The 18,780-nt window shown below is 35.9% G+C and carries 13 protein-coding genes and 1 CRISPR repeat array; of the genes, 2 read left to right on the forward strand and 11 right to left on the reverse strand.

The features are described from left to right. The first annotated feature begins 110 nt into the window (after positions 1-110). The gene (locus E7A03_RS05690) at positions 111-1,442 is read left to right on the forward strand and encodes a hypothetical protein (RefSeq protein WP_316073829.1); all 1,332 of its coding nucleotides are present in this window, start codon (positions 111-113) and stop codon (positions 1,440-1,442) included. Between the two features lie 206 nt (positions 1,443-1,648). Here the strand turns inward: E7A03_RS05690 and E7A03_RS05695 are convergent, their stop codons facing one another. The 11 genes from E7A03_RS05695 to E7A03_RS05745 all read right to left on the reverse strand — a co-directional run bounded on the left by E7A03_RS05695 (position 1,649) and on the right by E7A03_RS05745 (position 16,472). Then, on the reverse strand, positions 1,649-2,185 hold the full coding sequence (locus E7A03_RS05695; RefSeq protein WP_316073830.1) for a flavin reductase: 537 nt from the start codon (positions 2,183-2,185) through the stop codon (positions 1,649-1,651). A 460-nt stretch (positions 2,186-2,645) separates the two neighbouring features. Beyond that, the gene (locus tag E7A03_RS05700; RefSeq protein ID WP_316073831.1) at positions 2,646-3,905 is read right to left on the reverse strand and encodes a hypothetical protein; all 1,260 of its coding nucleotides are present in this window, start codon (positions 3,903-3,905) and stop codon (positions 2,646-2,648) included. Positions 3,906-4,537: 632 nt separating this feature from the next. Beyond that, positions 4,538-5,828: a CRISPR direct-repeat array (repeat unit 36 nt; unit sequence GTTTTAGAGGTTTACAGAATTACACTACTCTCAAAC). Between the two features lie 64 nt (positions 5,829-5,892). Continuing rightward, entirely contained in the window at positions 5,893-6,567 is a 675-nt protein-coding gene (gene csn2 / locus E7A03_RS05705; RefSeq protein ID WP_128114205.1) for a type II-A CRISPR-associated protein Csn2, read from the reverse strand. Beyond that, positions 6,564-6,884, reverse strand: a complete 321-nt coding sequence (gene cas2, locus E7A03_RS05710) for a CRISPR-associated endonuclease Cas2 (protein WP_071587105.1) — start codon at positions 6,882-6,884, stop codon at positions 6,564-6,566. Before cas2 ends, csn2 begins: the two co-directional genes overlap by 4 nt. Next, a complete protein-coding gene (cas1, locus tag E7A03_RS05715) occupies positions 6,874-7,749 on the reverse strand; it encodes a type II CRISPR-associated endonuclease Cas1 (protein ID WP_195213381.1) in 876 nt (291 codons plus the stop codon). The genes cas2 and cas1 overlap by 11 nt, the downstream gene beginning before the upstream one ends. A gap of 28 nt (positions 7,750-7,777) precedes the next feature. After that, positions 7,778-11,974: a type II CRISPR RNA-guided endonuclease Cas9 gene (gene cas9, locus E7A03_RS05720; protein WP_316073833.1), complete on the reverse strand. Its 4,197-nt coding sequence runs from the start codon at positions 11,972-11,974 to the stop codon at positions 7,778-7,780. A 419-nt stretch (positions 11,975-12,393) separates the two neighbouring features. Beyond that, positions 12,394-12,969 carry a hypothetical protein gene (locus tag E7A03_RS05725; protein ID WP_004694483.1) on the reverse strand — a complete coding sequence of 192 codons (576 nt, stop codon included), beginning with the start codon at positions 12,967-12,969 and terminating at the stop codon, positions 12,394-12,396. A 35-nt stretch (positions 12,970-13,004) separates the two neighbouring features. After that, a complete protein-coding gene (locus E7A03_RS05730) occupies positions 13,005-14,225 on the reverse strand; it encodes a hypothetical protein (RefSeq protein WP_038125637.1) in 1,221 nt (406 codons plus the stop codon). Between the two features lie 650 nt (positions 14,226-14,875). Beyond that, complete coding sequence (locus E7A03_RS05735) at positions 14,876-15,289, reverse strand: hypothetical protein (protein ID WP_278604542.1); 414 nt, start codon at positions 15,287-15,289, stop codon at positions 14,876-14,878. 32 nt (positions 15,290-15,321) lie between these two features. Further along, positions 15,322-15,891 (reverse strand): hypothetical protein, encoded by a 570-nt coding sequence (locus E7A03_RS05740; RefSeq protein WP_004698206.1) that lies wholly within the window; start codon positions 15,889-15,891, stop codon positions 15,322-15,324. Positions 15,892-15,899: 8 nt separating this feature from the next. Next, positions 15,900-16,472 carry a hypothetical protein gene (locus E7A03_RS05745; protein ID WP_287506651.1) on the reverse strand — a complete coding sequence of 191 codons (573 nt, stop codon included), beginning with the start codon at positions 16,470-16,472 and terminating at the stop codon, positions 15,900-15,902. A gap of 273 nt (positions 16,473-16,745) precedes the next feature. Here E7A03_RS05745 and E7A03_RS05750 point away from each other — a divergent pair, with 273 nt between their 5' ends. Next, positions 16,746-18,164: a sodium:solute symporter family protein gene (locus E7A03_RS05750; RefSeq protein WP_058948314.1), complete on the forward strand. Its 1,419-nt coding sequence runs from the start codon at positions 16,746-16,748 to the stop codon at positions 18,162-18,164. Positions 18,165-18,780: the final 616 nt, after the last annotated feature.

The raw sequence follows: 18,780 nt of genomic DNA on the forward strand, positions 1-18,780 counted from the left end.
CAAAACACACTCCATGTCACTTAAAAATATATTCATTTAGTTATATAATTATACTTAATGACATAACCTATGGATTACTACAATACCACTTGTAAACGGGAGATACCACCATGACAAAACTACCATTATTAGCGGGTGCTTTCATGATAAGCACTATATTATCACCAGTAGGAGCTATCGATGTTAATATTCCTGGTGCAGATTCGAAGATCCCAAAGGATGCCTACGTAAACTACCAAGCCACAAACCCTGATATTGAAAAGGATGTAGCAAACTATGTAGAAACATTAAAAGCAACTGACAAGGCTAAGGGTATTAGTAAAAAAGAAATTGAGTATGCTAAAGCTGCCTCTATATATCGCGGTCAACATTACCATAATACAGTCATATCCATTCACGATAATTACAACCAAATTCGGCTTTCATTCCCTGTAGCAGGCATAAAAAGTGATTATCATATAGGACGTTACAAAAATCCAAGTCGAACCATTGAGGACTATCGAGTTTTTACCGATAATGGTAATCTCAATTTAGAAGTTGACTACGCAGATTTTAAAGACTACGACTGGCGTAATACAAAAATAGCTTATGAAAAGCTAACAGATAAAGACGTCCGTAATTTCTTTCAAGACAAGGCAAAACACAATCCGGCAAAACACATTTCTGATATAAAGGGTACTGTATTTTCATATCCTACTGTTACCTACAGCACTTGGGATAGCATGAAGATGCCACACTTTAAAAACGGTAAAAAAACAACGCTCACCATCGACACAATCAATTTTAAATTTAAGGGCTATAACATGCGTCATCCCTTATATCACGCAGGGTTTATCTATTATGATAACAACCCCGTCCTGAACAAGGTTCCTACAGATAAATTATTGGCTAATTATGTGCTTCCCTCTGTACAAAACCTAAATGAATTAAATCAATATTCACGCATAGAAAGCTTAAATGGTATACAATACCGCGTACCAAAAGACGCCATATACGAAGGTGAAAGTAAGGGCTCTGAACACCAAGATATTAGATACTACAAAAAAGGAGATATAATATTCTTTGTTTCTACTGACAATATTGCTAAAAACCCATATGCGCATGAACTTGTTATAAACGGTCATTACAATTTTAAAGCTGATTTAAATACGTTCTGGGATATTTACTATTACCACCCAACATCAGATTATATTAATTATGCCGTTATATGGAATAATAATATTCCTGGACTATCCACACACATCTATAAACCCCATAAAGATGATTATATCCTAACCTTTAGCTCCTATGATGGGATCTATAGCTTTACCTATACCATCTTTTATCCAAGTTTTTTAAATGCTGAGGAAGTTCAAAAATTACGAAATATGATTGAGTTCTTTGATTCTACCAATAATCCTAGTTTTAAAATGCAAGAACATGTCCTATTTCCAGAAGCATAGACGATCTATATCAGCACCATTATAAAAATAGCTTTCATAAGCATTATATTGTACAAATATATGAATTAACTAACAAAAGTCGAGCAACTAAACGATAGAAGCTCGACTTTTTTAGTACTAGAAAACTAAAATATACTTAGTTAAGATACAGCATTCACGGTATCCCAAAGAATTGTATGTATGTCTTCATTTGTTATGTGGACAGACTAGCCCTCTATGGCATCAACTACTTCGCCAATGTACATATAATGTGGTTTCCAACGATCATGCCCAGCTTGTGTATATACAGCAGGATTAGATGCGTAATAATCTTTTACCTTTTCTGCCAAATAGGCTTCATCGAATTGGTGTTCATATAGCTTTTTACATACAAAAGTTAACTCTGCTTCTTTGAAAGTTACCCCATCGCTTGCCGCAACTGGCGTTAGGCCAGAATTTGCCACCTTATTTTCGTCGCGGCCAGAATGAGAACCTAAATAACCAAGAGCCTTGCGATAACTCTCAGGGAAAAAGCTAACTGTAAAGGTATCATATTTCGCCATAAACTCTTGAGTATAACGCGCTGGATGAATGTACACTGTCACCGTGGATATATCGCCACCATTAGGGCCCCATATATTGCCCATACTACCCCAACTAACCGTACACGTATTAAAATTATCAAGCGTTCCAGCCGTAACAAGAGCCCAACGATTCTCAAACATAGTAAAAGCTTTATAATCCTTTGTTTCAAATGGTTTCATAAGGACCTCCAGTTTATCTCAATTTGACGATATAAATCTTTACCCCTATAATATAGGTAGATAGTCAGACGAGTCGTACCGTCAGGCTCATCTCTGAAAACAAAAAAGCTTGAGAAATGGCCTTTCAGTTATCGAATCATCTAAGATAACGAAGGGCTATTTGTCTTTTGTGAGACAAATAAGCGCTATTAAAGCTCCAAAAGCAATAACCACAGTTATCACCTGTAATAAGAGCATGATTATTTCATAATCACTCATAGGCTTATCCCTCCCTTCGATGACGAAGAGAGGCCCAACCTCGTCTAACTATCCTATGATTATTATATAGCGAACTAATATGCGATACAATAAGCATTATATTATACAAATATATGAATACAGTAATAAAAGCCGAGCTAATTCTATGAATTAAAAGCTGGCGGTAATCGCTTACACCATAAAAACTTTAAAACTACATTTCTTATTGAGTTAATATATTAATCCATTCCATATACCACGGTATAAATACTGGGCTCTCTTCAAGTTTCTCCTTATAAGACCCTTCTTCTCGCCATTGTGGCTCTTTTCGTAATCTTGCCGCATCATCAAAGCCCACATATTCGATCATATCTCTCAGTTGTTTATGTGTATAAGATGTTTTACTTTTATCATAATTAATACGATAACTGTAAACGTATACAGAATCTCTCACAACATGACGGAGATAGGATTCACTATTAGGCTTATGGGAATCAACTAAAGAGCCTGCAATCCCATTATTCCATACTACTGCATACTGTGTAGGTGTGTCTAAATCATTATATTTATGTAAAAAATATAATGTTGGAATCTTAATAATCGTTACATCTGGCTTTTCTTTCTTGATTAAGCTACGTATTACCCGCATTTTAAATCCTGTATCCTCATAGGTTCTTACATCATATGTCTCGTCTTCCACAGTTTCACTGATGAGCTTAGCCGTTTTAGGAATACGATAGTTAAAATTACCCCAATGCTCAACATTAGTATAAGCATCTAATCCAGATAATGATTCGATAGATGGAATAATATAATTACTCATCACCACTTCAGGCGCTTTATCTTGATATGGATCCTCTGTATTTACCCAACCGCCATAGGTAATGCCATAAGATGTATTTGTATCATTTGGTGTAAATTCCGTATACATTACATGGGCATTATTTGACATGAGCTTCCAAGATGTGTTCCGTAATCCTGGATACATATATTTTCCTTTACTTTCAGAATATTTATTAAGCTCTTTAGCATGCGGTGGACCGACAACTAAAAACGCACTAAGACTTCGAACAGCAAACAAGGGCCCTTGTTTTCCGGATGGAGACTCTACAACATCCCCACGTAAGCTAACATTTGGTACGGATAATCTGATATTCTTATCCCCTTCATGAAGCAACACAACTGTAGACTGCGAATAATCTGCAAGCTCCGAAGCCTTAACAAAACCAGACCGTTCTCGATATAACTTATCCAGTTTCGATGCCGGATTTACAGACTTCGATTCTACAAATTGAATATATGACTCTACCTCTTGCTCCGCCACCTTATTAATATGTCGATAATCTTCATACGCATTAGCAGGAATACTCGCATCCGCCCCAGGCATAGGTGGCTGTCCGGCTGGCACTTCGATCTGTACAGCACTTACATTTATGGTGAAAGCAGTTGCTAGTGCCATCATAATTACACTTTTACGTAACATAGTACCCTCTCTCAATTTTTATAAAATAAATAAGCACAGACTTATTAGCATAAGTATACTATGCAAATAAGTCTGTGCCTATGATTAATAATTTTATAATTTAGTATATAAGATTTACCTATATTGATATTTATAAGGTTTATCTCAATTTGACGATATAAATCTTTATCCCTATAATATAGGTAGATAGTCAGACGAGTAGTGCCGTCAGGCTCATCTCTAAATCATTAAAACATTAGGAAATGGCCTTTCAGTTATCTAGTTACACTAGGCAACGGAGGGCTATTTGCTTCTTGTAAGGCAAATAAGTGCTATTAAAGCCCCAAAAGCAATAACAATAGCCATTACTTGTAACAGGAGCATGATTACTTCATAATCACTCATAGACTTATCCCTCCCTTCAAAAACGAAGAGAGTCCCAACCTCGTCTAACTATCCTAAGTCTATTATAGGACGAACTAATATACGATACAATAAGCATCATATTATATAAATATATAAATTAACAAATAAAGCCGAGCTACTAAAACAAGGTAGCTCGGCTTTTTATGTCGTTTCACAAATTTATAATCTACTAAATTCTAATTACATTACTCTCAAACAAAATCTTTAAAGAAGGATCTAATTTACTCGTTTTAGAGGTTTACAGAATTACACTACTCTCAAACTCTAACTCTTTCTCTATCTCTAACTCTTTCGTTTTAGAGGTTTATAGAATTACACTACTCTCAAACTGGCCCGCATACGTAAATGTGCAGTATGGCGTTTTAGAGGTTTATAGAATTACACTACTCTCAAACGACTCATCTCGTTGTTTATCGCTTGAATATGTTTTAGAGGTTTACAGAATTACACTACTCTCAAACCGCTTTATAGTATCAACAGCATTTTTTATAGTTTTAGAGGTTTACAGAATTACACTACTCTCAAACTTACGGTTTAATTCATTAGACACAGTTTTGGTTTTAGAGGTTTACAGAATTACACTACTCTCAAACTGTACATTTTACAGTAAAGTTACATACTTTGTTTTAGAGGTTTACAGAATTGCACTACTCTCAAACGCGAGATTTTAATTGTTTCCAGATACGATAGTTTTAGAGGTTTACAGAATTGCACTACTCTCAAACGTTGCAAGCCGTGCAACTCGGAGATAATCGGTTTTAGAGGTTTACAGAATTGCACTACTCTCAAACTGGGCCCACACAATCATGTTCAATATCAGCAGTTTTAGAGGTTTACAGAATTGCACTACTCTCAAACATTATACGTATATTCCGAAATATGGTGCACGTTTTAGAGGTTTACAGAATTGCACTACTCTCAAACAACAAGTTCGAAGCTGCTGGACTTGATTGTGTTTTAGAGGTTTACAGAATTGCACTACTCTCAAACAGATACCATGCTTACATTGTCTAAAGGCGAGTTTTAGAGGTTTACAGAATTGCACTACTCTCAAACAATACGAGCTTCTTCCTGTTTGATTTGAGTGTTTTAGAGGTTTACAGAATTGCACTACTCTCAAACCATAGCAGATACTGTAAGCTCACCTTTGACGTTTTAGAGGTTTACAGAATTACACTACTCTCAAACTGTTTATCGAATTACCGTCCGGGCGTAGACGTTTTAGAGGTTTACAGAATTACACTACTCTCAAACACCTTATCAAGTATGTTCATCGTCGCTCCCGTTTTAGAGGTTTACAGAATTACACTACTCTCAAACTGTAATTTGTTTGCCCTTACTCATGTTATAGTTTTAGAGGTTTACAGAATTACACTACTCTCAAACAAGAAGAAATGCACTGAGCAGGTCAAAGAGGTTTTAGAGGTTTACAGAATTACACTACTCTCAAACGGCTTAATTGCCAACTGGGACCAAGTGAAAGTTTTAGAGGTTTACAGAATTACACTACTCTCAAACCCCAAATTAAATTTGAGGCTCAAGAGTAACTCGGGCTACCACCAGGTGTAATTCTGTATACTCCTTAAATAACACAAAAATCATTATCTAAAATATACCCATTAATAAGACTTTTATCAAGATTTTCTTTAACAAAAGATCCTGTCGTTAAACAAACTAATCGTAATTGTCTACTCAACATGTTGTGATAAAATGCATTAATCTCATCATCATTTAAAACTAAATCTAGATTTACCATAATATATACCATGGGAGATAATAATGTATCAACCACTTCTATGTAGGACATGAAATCCATAATATCCCCTGTACGATTAAACTCAAAGTTAAAGCTACCTAACTTAATAAGTTCAGCAGTACCAATTTCAAGTTTATGTTGGATTGATAAAGGATATCCAAATTCTAAAGAATAATAAAAAGCATGAAGACGATTTACAATATCTGCCACCTCTTCTGTCATCAACAAGGCTTCTTTAGATAATTGATTTTGTAATTTGGTTAATAAGGCTTTACTATTTATATCTACATATAATGGATTAAGTATTATATGTCCATATTTATCTAAATTGAACGCCTTATTATTATCATTTAAAATCCAGGGGCCTTCCCCTCCATCGCATTGTATATCAAGCTCTGTGACCATACGTCGAAATACTTTACAATTCTCAAATGATATAACCGTTACCTTATCACTAGATACTTCAAAGTCTAACGTAGAATCTTGATACATCAATTTCATATCATAAGCACCCTCTCCGTTGAGTCTATAACCTCACTTTGCTTATCTCCTACTACAATCTCCATTCTTGAAAACTGTTTTTCTGTAACAGTTAACATAAACAAGCTACCACTAGGTGGCTTATTTTTACGTACATGGTCCATTATAATGTTGGCACTAGTTGTATTAAGAACTAATTTTGAGTACACAGATTCTTGTAACATGAGGAATCCTGATACAATTAAATACTTTCTAAAATTCCTATATTCTTTTCTATCTACCGAAGTCGACGTCGGTAGATCAAACATCACTAGTATTCTCATAAATCTATAGCTCATATTCTATAAACCTAATCTCTGAAGCATCTTGATTCCGCAATGCATCAAATACACTTTTACAGTAAATGCGAATAGCAGCACTAAATGTCTGAATAGTATCATTAATTTTTACATCTTCAGATAGTAATTCTATAAGTGACAATTTAACATCTCGATTGAATTCTGTAGGTATCGACTTGATAACAACCGCATCAACAAAGCCTCTCAACGGTTCCATCAAATCAGAACCTAAATTATACGGATTAAATTGATTACAATGATTAAGACCTAGCTGAGTAATATAACCTAACGATAAAATCTCTCGATTTACCACAGAAAGCAATATCGCATATCCATAATTCAGTGCTGCATTAATAGCATTATCCTGTTCGCGAGAAAATGATTTTCCAAACAAAGCATTAAAATATACTTTTGCAGCATGCCCCTCACGTTGAGTTTCATCATTTAGAGTCAACTCATCAAGATATTGGTATAGTAAATCTGCTTCAACTAACTCCTGATGCTGTAATAGCTCTGCTTGATTCATAATCTTACGTCGTACAATTTCTGTCCATATAGAAGCTTTCAACTCTTTAGACCATTCAGCCTGTTCAAAACATCGTTTACTACTATTGTGACTACCATGTAACGGAAGAAGCTCACTGGCTGGATTCCGTTTCTCATCACAAAACACAATAGCCACCTTTTTCTTAATCAACTCGTTTAGTAGTACGGCGGTGAGACTCACCGCCGTAGATTCAACAATCAGCATATATATTTCATCAATATATACCTTAGTCGTCTCAAAGTCTTTGCGAATAATCATGTAATTCATTTTAAAATCTAACTTAGAACGACTACTTATGACTACCGTACGCCAACTCATAATAACCCCTAATACTAACACATTCGTTTTAAACTATAGTTACTTCATTAGAATATAATCCTGTAATGGATTCATTGATAACTTTAAATTCATCTTGATTACTTATTTTACTCCCCACAGTTGATCTAGATGCTGTTATTCCTAAAGGCTTAACTTCAAAAGTAGTTTTTTGATTTGTTAATAAGTTTAAAAGCTCTATCAAATGAATACTCTGTTCTTCTAAAGACATTTTTTTAAATAAACCATATCCCTTTTCTGATAATTCAGCTGCTTTATTCCCTTTCATCTTTTGATATATAGGCATTTTAAGTTTACTTACCAAGTAATCAAAGAACTCTATATTTTTCTCTTCTACGATTCTAACCTCTATCGTATGCTTATTATCAAGAGCTCTTGTTGATACAACATTTGCCTTCAAATCCTTATTATCTTTTCTCATATTATTAAACTTCTCAAGCACTTTGAGGTATGGAATCCATTCATTTGAAACAATGACTTGAATCGCATTATCAATACAGAATTTACTATTAGTTTTCCCACCCAAATAATAATAGAATCCATTAACCTTAACTAATTGATTAATGCACAGTTTTCCATAAATGATAGAAATGTCTTTTGCTTGTGGAATAATAGATGCTACATAATTAATTAAATCTTGATCAGTTGTATTTCGATTTGTTAAATAGATTGGCAATGGCACGATTTCCTTAATCACTTCGCCTTTTTTACCTGTATATTGAACAATAATAGAATAGGCATTCTTAATTTTTGTCATGCCACCATACTTAGAAACATCTGCAAATACACTAGACTTGGTTTTCATCCCTATATAAGCACCATCTTTAGCTTTCCCTGCAACAGTAGCTTTATATATAGTTGCATCAGCTAATGCACCAGTTTGTTCTAATAAACGTTTCGTCACTCGAACATCGTTGCTGTCCATCATTTTCTTAACAGTATCCATGCTTGTTTTTACATCCCAAGCTTTTCCATCTTTAGCATTTGTGCAATTTACATCATAATTGAACATCTTCGCTAAGTTATATGTACGATTAGCTCCATTCTTTTTAAAGAATGCACGGAAGTTACGAGTAAATCTTTCATGATATACATTACCAACAACAATATTTAAATAAGCATCTTTAGCATGATGGTGATGATTCAATGAGCGAACTTTGATAAAGTTATTATCATGACGGAAGTCTGTTACATTTTCAGCCTTTACAAAGACTACATCAACACCTGGGTAAAGACGACGCAGTAATGTTGTGGCAGCCTTAACAGATTGATTAGTTTCTACTAGTTGACGAGCAATAAAGCCACTTAAATCATCAGCTGTAAGTGGTGTAATGCGAGTAAGGCGCTCATATTTCCGTTCACTAATAAGACCTTGTTGCTTTAAGAATATCCAGAATGCCTTTTGTGCCTTTTGAATTTCTTTACTAATTGGATATGTATCTGATTTCTGAGCATTTGCAGTTCGTTTACATAACACTAAGTTATCAAAACTATCATCCTTGGTAAGGCTACGAGGATAAATATGATCAATATCATAGTTATCTGTATTTAACTGACTTAAATCTATAACTTCACCAGTATAAGCACAGCGTCCCATTTGAGTGTAGTATAAATAAAGCTTTTTACTTCTTAAAGCCGCATCATCATATTTAGCTAGTCCTGATTTTAGCCCTCCAAACTCTTCGTTCGTAAGTCCGCTTAATAATGCATCATCTTTTTTTATCGCTGCATATAAATCTGATAATCGTTTTTGGCGGGAATCTTTTTTCTTTTTCTCCGCTTTATTTGACCGTGTTACTTCTACAAAGATACGAGCCGGTAAAGCTTTTTTAATATGTACAACCTCATCAACGATGCGCAATGCTTGCCATACCGCACGTTTAACAGCAGGTGAAAGCGCTAAATCATCGATAATATCATGAGGGTTCACGATTTGATCTTCTGTTAATTTAGCATTTATTTCTTGAATACGTTCCATAAAGGAAAATTTATCGCCTAATAGTTCCATTAAGTTATAGCTAAAATCACGCATTGCTTCTATAATGGTTACAGAAGTACCGTCTCCAATCTTATCACAACCATCGATACCATTTAGTAATTTCTTAGAAAGACGGCCCCAATCTCGATATCTTAATTTTGACAATTTTTTGATAGCTTCATCATCAAGGCGCGAAGAAAATTTATTACGCAATGTTTCTCGCAACATTTTCTTACTTTCACCAAAGATAGTTATATCCGCAATAATGTCTTCAGCCATAGATACATCAAAATTAGTCCCAAGAATACGAACCATATCACGATAAGAGGCTAAATCATTTTTAATTTCTCCATCAAGACCTGTAATCTCATGTTTATGAGTTTTTGAAATATAACCATTATCTTTTAAAAACTGCTCTATCCGATTTTTGGTCATTTTTTTATGGTCTTGCTTAAATACGGCCTTAATAAGATGCGCTTTTACCTTTGTCTCTAATGGTTTACCATCAATACGTACATTATTAAGTTCGTTAAGCAACATAAACTTACTATACAAAAGTGATGATTTGGGCAGCACATCCTCACCCAAAAGGTAGGTGCATTTATTAGTAAGGTTTTTGATAAAAGCTGCTGCTGATTTCTCCCGATCAATTTTATCATCAAAATTCCACGGAGTTACTCGTCCAGACGCTTTACGAACCGCCCAAGCAAAACCACCGTTATCTACATTATGATGAGTATTTAAAGGCCCTACGTAATACGGAATGCGAAACTCTAGCATTTTAATGAGTTTATCTGCTACAGAATAACCATCTGCCACTACATTTAAGAATGGGAATTTAGATTTACATGTATCAAGAATAGTTTTAAGCTCTTCCAAATGTAATTGATATGGAATAACACCATTATCTTTAATCCGCTGTAATGGCAATAACGTTTGTAATTCAATTTCACTAAGAATATATTCTTTATCCTTAGAGTCTGGTAGTCCCTCTACGACCTTCTTAGTGTACTTATAAAACTCTTCGCGATTACAACTTGTTTCCTCTTTACGACCTTGTTTAATATAGTGTACATAATTGTGTAAACCTTTTTCATCAGCCTTAAACATCTCATTATAAATGCTTCTATCAGCCTTTAATAAAGATTTCAATATAGCTAAATCATCTTTATGCTTGTTGAAAGCTTTTACCTTAGATTCAGAAATAGTAAGACCGGGTTCTTTAATGGACAGGAGTATAATAGCATCATATACAGATTTACAATCATCAATAATATAAATCTCATCACTCCAAGCTTTAGCTAGCTCATCTCGTTTATCGTCATATGTGTCTCCTGCTATTTGAAGCTTTTTAAGGTCTTCTTCTAACTCTTCTACAGAGCCGAACAAGTCTATAAGACTAGCATTTAAACCTAATACTAAATTTGCAAATGCTTTAAGTCTTTTTTTATCTTCTTTGACTTGATCTTTTTGAGTTTTACTAGAAGTATCTACTGTATCAGTAGCTATATATGTATCAACCAAATGTTCTATGGCTTTGGCTTTATCAGATTTTGTTTTTCCAGCCTCCATAAGGATTTGCCCTATAGAGCTAATAGCAGAATTACAATCAAAGCAATTAAATGTAATATTTTCTAAAGCTTGTTTAAGCACATCATCAAGCGTTGAAGCATTTGAATCAAATGAAGCCCCTTCATAGAGAAAATTACCACGGTATTTTAAAATATGATGTACTGCCAAGAATAACTTACGAATATCATCAGTACCATCTTTCATTAACTCTGCACGCAAATGATAAATAGTAGGATACGCTTTATAATAATCTTGATCAGTATAGTTTTTATCGATAAACAAAATATGTTTAGAACTATGACCGGTCGTTTTATCCTCATAGTGGTACTTACTTTCACGAAGACGCATGAAGAATGTAGAATCCACCTGTGCCATAGCATCAGCAAACAATTCTTCTAATAGTTTTAAGCGTAATTTACGACGTTCCAAACGACGACGCATGGACCGGAATCCACGACGTGCTACAGCGGATTCTCCCTCATCAAACAAACGACTTCCCCACATTTTATGAGATCGAAATTTCAGCAACTCATAGGCCTTATTGGTTACTGCCCAGCCCACTGAGCTTGTACCAATATCTAACCCCACAAAATAATCTTTAATTGGATATCCTTTCAAATGACTTGAAATAAGTTGGTTCGATGCTTGCGTTTCCATAAGTCCTCTCCTTTGGAAATTAATAATTGACATTCATCAAATGCTTAACTATACTATAATTAATCCAACTAGTTTTGGAGGTTTACAGAATTACATTACGAGTTCAAATACAAATTAATTTACAATGCCTTCGGGCTGCCCGACGTAGGGCACCTACTCTCAATTCTTCGGAATTGAGTTTTTTATTGCCAAAATTTACTATTTAAACGTGATATATAATCTATAAGTCGCCAAACACCGTATAATTAACTTCATTTTAGCATAAAACAATAAATTAATTCATATGTTTTTCATAAATCTTATAATTATACTCATAATCGAGTACATAAAAGTTAATAAATAGTTATGTTTATAAGTAAAGCCGAGCTACTCAAAATTTAACGTAGCTCGGCTTTTTCGTCTCTTTTATTCTAATATAATTATCTATAAATCATAATTTTACTTACTTTATCGCCTTTTTGTTCAAATTGTATGCCATGCATCATATCCGTACGATAGCGATATTTCCCATAAAACCATCGATTATTAGAGTCTACTAAATCAGGTCTACCGTATACATTAAGGACTTTTCGCATGGAGTCGCCTACGGCAATGCCTCTATGTGTTGTGGCATCACGATTCTCGATCATCATATAGGTAACAACTGACTCTACACCATCCATTTTAAAACTCCCAAAGGTAACACCACCATAGGTGAGTCCTCTACTAGTTTCTTTAGTAGGCTGCCCCAAACTTGCTTTCACACTATCAAAGGTATTACCTAATGAAACACCAAGAACCATCATATCCTCGTCTGGTAAGTTAGCACCTACAAGTTGTCCTCCCGCATAATGAGTATACTGCTCAGCTTTCGGCCAATCGTAAGACTGTTTCGCTGCATTTGTTTCAAGGCGATCCCACGTTTTGCTCAACCAACTTGCATCTGTCACATAACTATAACCACTTACCAATTGCAGGCCGATAACAAGCCCCGTAATCATGTATTTTCTTTTCATGTTCTCTCTCCTGAACGATCTTATAAACAACTGAATTACATTTTATCTTTACTTTGCATACGGATTACTTTATTCCGCAGTGTCTCAACATTTGCAAAATCAGAGTATTCTACCGTATTACGCAGCTGAATATGAGAATATGGCGTAGCCCCATCAATATAAACTAAGCTCATTATATATACATTCTTGTCATCACGTAAGAATCGATGCATTAAAGACGTTTTTCCTGGTTGATAGTTATCTACTAAAAGACTAGGAACGCCATTATTCCAAACAGATGCTGATTGAATAGGTGCATCACCTATGATTTGACTTTCTGGCTTTATTTCCGAAATCTCGTCAATAAATGAATAGATATATTTATCATCTACTTTTACAGGTTTCTTAGCTACAATAAGTCGGATACCTGATCCACGATAGTCTCTCATTTCGGCAGAGTCCTTTAACGATTTCTGTGCTATTAGTTTGAGCCCTTTAGGAATACGATATGTGAAATTATCCCATTGAATACTTTCACTATAATGATCCATGTCATCTAACGATCGAATCGACGGAATTACATAATTACTCATAACGTGCTCGAGCTTGCCGGTAACAGGCTGATTTTTGTAGCTAAGACCTACCATATATTCTTGATTCGGTTGATTAAATAAACCAACTACAGCAACCATAGCAGGCGTATTCTCACCGAAAGACTCAGTTTCAATAGCCCATTTACCATGTGTGATACCCGGATATGTAAACTCCCCTTTTCGCTCTGATTTTAATTTGCCTAATGCATCATCATAATTCTGTTTTGTACCAATCGCAAAAAATATGGAATTCTCTCTTACAATAGATAAACGTTCACCATCACTGCGTTTTGGGTAATACTTACTTGCTAATAGTAGTCCAGGAACAGATGCCCGAATGTTATTACGCTCATCATGCAACAACACAACTGCAGACTCATTAACAAGTAAGTCCATCAACTTCTCCGAATCGCTTGCTATCTGATTGACTTCATCTCGTGTTAGTCCCCAGTCAGTTACATACATGTCCATGCGTTTTTTAGATTCAGAATGTAATTTTATAACATCACTAGCTCCTACATTGCTCAAGCTACCGGCCCGATAGTTTTCATAGGCATTGGCAGGGATATTCGCATCTGCCCCTGGTATAGGTGGCTGTCCTGCTGGCACTTCTATCTGTACAGCGCTTACATTCATGGTGAAAGCAGCTAGTACAGCCATGATAATCAAACTTTTACGTAACATAAAACCCTCTCTTTTTTCTCTCACATTACAACATAAATAAGCACAACCTTATTAGCATAAGTATACTATGTAAACAAGGCTGTGCCTATTATTAATAATTTTATAATTTAGTATATGTATGATATATCTATAATTGGTATATATAAGGTTTATCTCCATTTGACGATATATCCCTTTATCCCTATAATATAAGTAGATAGTCAGACGAGTAGTGACGTCAGGCTCATCTCACAAACAAATAACATGTAGAAATGGCCTTTTCGTTTTATCTAATTTCCGAAGAAACGAAGGGCTATTTTGCTATTTCTAGACAAATAAGCGCCACAAGTGCTCCAAAGGATATCATGACTGATAAAATCCCAAGGATAATCATAATGATTTTATAACCACTCATAAGCAACCCTCCCTTCAAAAACGAAGAGAGGCCCAACCTCGCCTAACTATCCTAAGTCTATTATAGAACGAACTAATATGCGATACAATAAGCATTATATTATATAAATATACGAATAAACTAATAAAAGCCAAGTTATTCCTAACTATGAATAGCTTGGCTTTTACATTATGTAAATAAGTTAAAAATATATCAGAAATCTAATATGCGTATTTAGGAGCTTTCAAAAGCTAATGAAATATCAGTCCAATAATAATCAGAATCGGAGCCAGGTAAGAAACACAAAAATAACAATAGCTAAAACAATAATAGTGCCATACATTAATATCCCTAGCTTTATAACAAAATCTATACTATAAAAGATAAATGTCCCCACTAAAGATTGGTCTTTCAAAGAAAAGTACCAAGCTTTCACTCTATAATAAATTTTTGGTTTATCAAACGCTGGATATAGTTTCTCATGCCACAAAATAAGCCACGGTAAAACCCAAATATTCCCAAAGGTAAATATCAATACTGGCAAATAATCCCTTAATGGATATGCTTCTAATACATATCGATCATAGAGCAATGTATAGAAAGCCCAAATAGAGATTCCCCAAATAAGTAAAAGCACAAGCTTTATTAGGAGTCCAAAAACAAGTTTTATCTTTAATCTATGTTTATTCACTGTTTTAACCACTCTAGTGCCATACATAAATATTACAACTCATCATCATAAGATAGTCCAAAGATCTTTTTATAGATCAAATTAGGCAATTTATATTTTTCATCACCAAATTCAGCAGGTAGAATCATAGCTTTTAGATTTTCTGCATATATACGTTGTTGGCGAATTTGTCCATTATTGTAATAGGTACCGCCATCATTAACGGTCCCTGTAATTCCTGAACTTCCTTGCTTTGCACGCCAAATAGAGATATATGGGGTCTTATCACCTTGTTTTAAACTTCTATCATGATCATTAATCAAATGGCGCAAAGAACGATCCATTTGGTAATCGTATTGTACTGAAAGTCCTTGAATCATATTCGCAGCAGGCATGGAAACATAAATGACGGCTTCAATACGACGATGGCCATTCGGCGCCGTTACAGACTTAACAGATGAAAGATCCAAATATTTTCCATCTCCTCTTCCAGAGTCAGCACTCGAATCGATGTGTTCAAATCGTTCTGCGTTTAATAAGTCAGCTTGTGATACGGCTTGGATTTGCATTGGCAACACGAGGCAGCTTAGTAACCATAGTGAAAGTAAATATATGCGTTTCATCATCCACCTCATTGGGCCACAATATCATCAAAATGCTGCTGATATACAGATACAAACATAGCATCCGCTATATCATATATAATAGTATTATTACGGTTAAGTGGGACCTTACGCGTATCGTTTACATAATGCATTGGCTTTGTCGCCCCATCAAATGTATATCTCGCTACATCTACCCCTGTCATAGCTAAACCAGACTTACTTTCACTAGCCTCAATCAAAGCCAGCATAGACGGGCTCGGATTCATGATACGAGACGAATGAATAAGTGTCGCTAACGAATAGTTAGTATCATAATCCACGGTGAGCTGTCTCTCATTGATGATAGATTGATAAGACGTATCCATCACAATATAGTAAGTCCCGCGCAAGGAATACTGTGGCGGTGCATAGCGTAGGGCCTCAATCGAATAAGTGTTTAAATAGATATACAAGCCACCACTCTCTATGGGCCCATTCATCGACTGAGAATAAACAAGCTTAAACTGTGGTGACGTCTTCAGCTCCTGAAATGTAATTGCCTCTGTAGGCATGGTGAAAGCCAGCAACACAAGAGCTAGCATCAAAATACGTTGAATCATAAAAACCTCTCTCAAAAAATGAATCTTGTCTCTCAATAAAATAAGCACAGTCTTATTAGCATAAGTATACTATGTAAATAAGGCTGTGCCTATGATTAATAATTTTATATTTTAGTTCCTAATATATATACATTCTCCAACGTTCCAAGAAACTCCTCTTTGTATTTTCCCCAGTTTTTATGGATAATTAAACTATACTTGATATATGCACCGCAAGTAGTAAGGGTGATTTAGTATGAATCTCTAGATAGTGTAAATTTTTGGAGGTGTCATATGGATTCTCTGACTATTATTTGGGTTATTGTTTGCGCCTATTTATTACTGAATTTATTAGTCGGCGTGTATTGTCATATTCGTGTAAAAGATAGTACTGACTATCTACTCGCAGGTCGTCGTATTGGGGTTCTTATGACGGCAGGCACATTAGCGGCTACAGAAATCGGTGGTGGGAGCACCGTAGGTGTAGCAGCGAAAGCGTATGGTTCGTGGGGCTTATCTGCAGGTTGGTACGTCGTATCTGCAGGGATTGGTGTTATTCTCGTTGCTTTCATCGCACCGCTTTTACGGCGTGCCATGGCAACAACTGTACCGGAGATCATCGGCCGTCGCTTCGGCGCGTCCAGTCATCTCATTACTTCCATTCTGTCCATGCTGGCAACAATTACACTAGCAGGCGTACAGATTACAGCAACTGCAACCATTATTAGCGTTCTCACCGGACTTTCAACAGAGCTCGCCATCCTCATCTGCGGTGCGGTACTCGTAATTTACACCATGTCCGGCGGTATGTGGAGCGTAACGATGACAGACGTTATCCATTTCTTCGTTCTCGTTGGGGGCTTCTCCCTCGCGGTGCCGTTTGTGTTGCACAATGTAGGTGGCTGGGAATCGGTAGTGACAAAATTGCCACCTGAACAGCTAGGCTTTACAAAGGTGGGTTGGAAAACCATCATCGGCCTTGTCATCATGTACTTCATGACATTCTCCACAGGGCAAGAGTCAGTTCAACGGTACTTTGCAGCGAAAAATGAAAGAACGGCCGTTCTCGGTTCTATCATTTGCGGGATTATTATGGCTCTATTCGCCTTTGTTCCTGCCGTATTAGGCCTTGTAGCATTAGCTGAATTCCCCGGAATTGAAGCCAACAATGCAGTGGCAACGGTAGCACTTAACCTCATGCCTCCAGTAATGGCGGGCTTCGTTATGGCCGCTGTCGTATCGGCCACACTTTCATCAGGCGCAGGCGACCTATTAGGCGCCGCAACTGTATTTACCAAGGATATTGTGGAACATCATTTTGGTAAAAGCCTCACCGATGATCAGCTCACTAGATATAGCCGTCTATGTGTGCTATTCCTCGGTATCATCGCTATCATAATCTCCCTCGTAAGCAAAGCCATCATTCCGATGCTCGTATTTGCTTTCACAATGAGATCCGCTGGCCCATTCGCCGCATTCCTACTTGGCCTTACTTGGAAAAATGCAACAGCTGGCGCTGGCATTTGGTCCATCGTGCTCGGCTCCATCGCAGGCGTGTACTGGGAATTCGTTGGCAACCCATATGGCATCATGTCCATCATCTTTGGTTCCATCGTCAGCCTCATCGTCTTTGTGGCTGTGGTGTTCATTGAAAGATCTATGGGTAAACCACCCGCTCCTCCGGCTATACCTGATGATGTAAAAGAAATATAATTAGTTTGTTATAATCTGTGACTTAATAATAGGCCTAAAAGTACTATAAAATTACAATTATAAAACCAAAAACTCCTATCGGTGAAAGCCAATAGGAGTTTTTCTTATTTTACAATACCATCAACAAACCACGTACCATACACACATTCATCATAATTTGACGATATATAATAACCTTACTATAATATAAGAAGATAGTCTGACGAGTCGTAACGTCAGGCTCATCTCTAGTTACACAAAAACATTGAGAAATGGCCTTTCAGTTATCTAGTTACACTAGGCAACGGAGGGCTATTTGTCTTTTGTGAGACAAATAAGCGCTATTAATACCCCAAAAGCAATAACCACATCCAGTAATGCAGCAAAGGCACGTTCTCATCAGTATATATACTATACTCTTGAGAACGTGCCTATTTATAACTAGGATCTCATAGGAGTAACATCTACTCATACCTTCTTACTATATTATAGTCACAATATCTATTTGCTTTTACAATATTAACACTAAAGAATCTATCGTTCTCAACATTGCTTAATATGCATAGTATACATATTGAATATTCATTTCCCGTATGTTTTAATGAAGACAAATACCATTCGTTTATGACAAATTAAA

The sequence above is a fragment of the Veillonella parvula genome (genome assembly GCF_032472435.1).
Lineage (GTDB): Bacteria > Bacillota > Negativicutes > Veillonellales > Veillonellaceae > Veillonella > Veillonella parvula_N.

Excerpts from the sequence above, each read along its gene's own strand:
- csn2 (WP_128114205.1), bottom strand. The coding sequence starts at position 6,567 with ATGAAATTGATGTATCAAGATTCTACGTTAGACTTTGAAGTATCTAGT.
- E7A03_RS05725 (WP_004694483.1), bottom strand. The coding sequence starts at position 12,969 with ATGAAAAGAAAATACATGATTACGGGGCTTGTTATCGGCCTGCAATTG.
- cas2 (WP_071587105.1), bottom strand. The coding sequence starts at position 6,884 with ATGAGCTATAGATTTATGAGAATACTAGTGATGTTTGATCTACCGACG.
- E7A03_RS05740 (WP_004698206.1), bottom strand. The coding sequence starts at position 15,891 with ATGAAACGCATATATTTACTTTCACTATGGTTACTAAGCTGCCTCGTG.
- E7A03_RS05700 (WP_316073831.1), bottom strand. The coding sequence starts at position 3,905 with ATGTTACGTAAAAGTGTAATTATGATGGCACTAGCAACTGCTTTCACC.
- E7A03_RS05750 (WP_058948314.1), top strand. The coding sequence starts at position 16,746 with ATGGATTCTCTGACTATTATTTGGGTTATTGTTTGCGCCTATTTATTA.
- E7A03_RS05745 (WP_287506651.1), bottom strand. The coding sequence starts at position 16,472 with ATGATTCAACGTATTTTGATGCTAGCTCTTGTGTTGCTGGCTTTCACC.
- cas9 (WP_316073833.1), bottom strand. The coding sequence starts at position 11,974 with ATGGAAACGCAAGCATCGAACCAACTTATTTCAAGTCATTTGAAAGGA.
- cas1 (WP_195213381.1), bottom strand. The coding sequence starts at position 7,749 with ATGAGTTGGCGTACGGTAGTCATAAGTAGTCGTTCTAAGTTAGATTTT.
- E7A03_RS05730 (WP_038125637.1), bottom strand. The coding sequence starts at position 14,225 with ATGTTACGTAAAAGTTTGATTATCATGGCTGTACTAGCTGCTTTCACC.
- E7A03_RS05690 (WP_316073829.1), top strand. The coding sequence starts at position 111 with ATGACAAAACTACCATTATTAGCGGGTGCTTTCATGATAAGCACTATA.
- E7A03_RS05695 (WP_316073830.1), bottom strand. The coding sequence starts at position 2,185 with ATGAAACCATTTGAAACAAAGGATTATAAAGCTTTTACTATGTTTGAG.